We start from the raw sequence: 1,772 nt of genomic DNA, 5'->3' as shown, positions 1-1,772 counted from the left end.
ATCTAACACATATCTTATACTAGGTTCTATAAAGAACCTTAACCACGTGCCAGCCGAATTTCGTTTTAACAAGATGTGGGACCAGCGTCTCGCCAGAAAAACAAACCTTATCAAACTGAGGCACCATTTGACCTTTTTGGAACTCACCTAAATCGCCGCCCTTTTTGCCCGATGGACACGTTGAGTGCTTCTTCGCTAATGTTTGAAATTTAGCGCCCTTTTTTAGCTGCTTGATGATGTCTTCTGCTTGTTCTTTGTGCTTCACCAAAATATGAAGCGCTGCTGCTGTTCTTGCCATGATAACTCTCAGTTTGTTGCTGTCTGCTTGCCGACTTGCATTCGTCGACAGCGAGTATTTAGCGTGATTTTAACCCAAGAAACACCATTCTTCACTCTATAACCGAAAACAACCGCCTTAAAGCCCCTAAAAACAGTAGAGTTACTTGCCGCGACTGCTATTTCCCTTTAAATTATTCTTTATAAATTAAGCGTGTAGTAAATAGGAGCCAATTATGGCCAAACCGATCAGTAAAGCGAGTCAGTCACAGGGAATGTTGATGTTCAAATTGTCCCTCACTCAAAGTTTTGCGATTGGCACGCTTAAAGTCAGGGAAATCGTGCCTTTTCAACCGATGACCCAAATTCCCTACTCTCACCACCATGTGATTGGCACCGTGACCATTCGCGACCTTACGGTTCCAGTGATTGATATGTCTGCAGCGATTGGCTTTCGCCCGATCACTCCCGCTGAATACAATGATTGTGTACTCATCGTGACCGACTGCTTAAGAACGGTCGTAGCATTCTTAGTTCGCTCAATCGATAAAATCATTGAATGTGATTGGAAGAGTATTGAATCGCCACCTGCGAGTGTCGGTCGTAATGTATTTGTGACGGGCATTACTCGTTTTGAAGATCGTATCGTGCAAATGCTCGATGTCGAACTACTGCTCTCTAAGATCTACCCAGATTACGAGAACGCGCATATTCCAATGCTGACCGACGTAGAAAGAGAGCGCCTCAAGGCACTAAACATCTTATTGGTGGATGACTCTTTGATTGCGCGTAAGCAGCTATCTGACGCTCTCGACAGCATCAACATTCCTTATAGCATCTGTAATAACGGTTTGGATGCGATTGACCTAATGCGACGCCAAGCTAGCGTGGGCAAAGCGATTGACCTTCTTGTCAGTGACATTGAAATGCCGGGATTGGATGGTTACGAACTTGCATTTGAAGTACAAAACGACAGTGCATTGAGTCATGCTTACTGTATTTTGCATACCTCACTATCGAGTGAGATCTGTGTTGATCGTGCGAATCAGGTGGGTGCCCATGAAGCGCTTGAAAAGTTCAATGCGGGTGAGTTAATCGAAGCCATGCTACGCGGCGCAAAGGTCTTAAACGACGCCTCTACGGCTGCTTAGGGCTCTTCACGAAGCTAAACCAGCATCATGCTCAATGGTTTAGCTTCTAAGTCTCTTATTTCTTCAAATCTCAATAAGAATAGAGCTAATCGCTAGCCACTCTTTTTCTGCGTAGAGCTTTTGGGCATAGAATAGCTCTTACTCACGAATTCCACTTCCTCTACTTCATTGACATGATTAGTGAAAGACGCCAATGCATACAGTGTGTTCGCAACTAAGTTAGCGTATTTAAAAAGAATCGGATCCGGTGACTTTTTACTTTCATGATGCTCAATGCTCACCAAAGCTCGCACCACTTTCTTAGCCTGGCAACGACACAAATGAAGCTCTGAAGTGGTCAAGTAA

At 44.2% G+C, this 1,772-nt stretch carries 2 protein-coding genes and 1 pseudogene; 1 reads left to right on the top strand and 2 read right to left on the bottom strand.

All coding sequences use genetic code 11. The features are described from left to right. Positions 1 to 19: 19 nt before the first annotated feature. Positions 20 to 349, bottom strand: a complete 330-nt coding sequence (gene ppiC / locus BCT81_RS16440) for a peptidylprolyl isomerase PpiC (protein WP_081090320.1) — start codon at positions 347 to 349, stop codon at positions 20 to 22. 163 nt (positions 350 to 512) lie between these two features. On the opposite strand from ppiC, the gene BCT81_RS16435 reads away from it, so the two are divergent. Further along, the gene (locus tag BCT81_RS16435) at positions 513 to 1,427 is read left to right on the top strand and encodes a chemotaxis protein (RefSeq protein ID WP_017630084.1); all 915 of its coding nucleotides are present in this window, start codon (positions 513 to 515) and stop codon (positions 1,425 to 1,427) included. A 92-nt stretch (positions 1,428 to 1,519) separates the two neighbouring features. Here BCT81_RS16435 and BCT81_RS16430 read toward each other — a convergent pair. Further along, positions 1,520 to 1,772 (bottom strand): annotated as a pseudogene (locus tag BCT81_RS16430) (ATP:cob(I)alamin adenosyltransferase); the annotation flags it as partial.

The organism is Vibrio sp. 10N.261.52.A1 (assembly GCF_002876325.1).
GTDB lineage: Bacteria > Pseudomonadota > Gammaproteobacteria > Enterobacterales > Vibrionaceae > Vibrio > Vibrio chagasii.
Note: the sequence above shows the minus strand (reverse complement) of the source record. Positions and strands in the feature narration are given on the sequence as shown.

Coding starts and splice junctions, on each gene's coding strand:
- BCT81_RS16435 (WP_017630084.1), top strand. CDS start 513: ATGGCCAAACCGATCAGTAAAGCGAGTCAGTCACAGGGAATGTTGATG.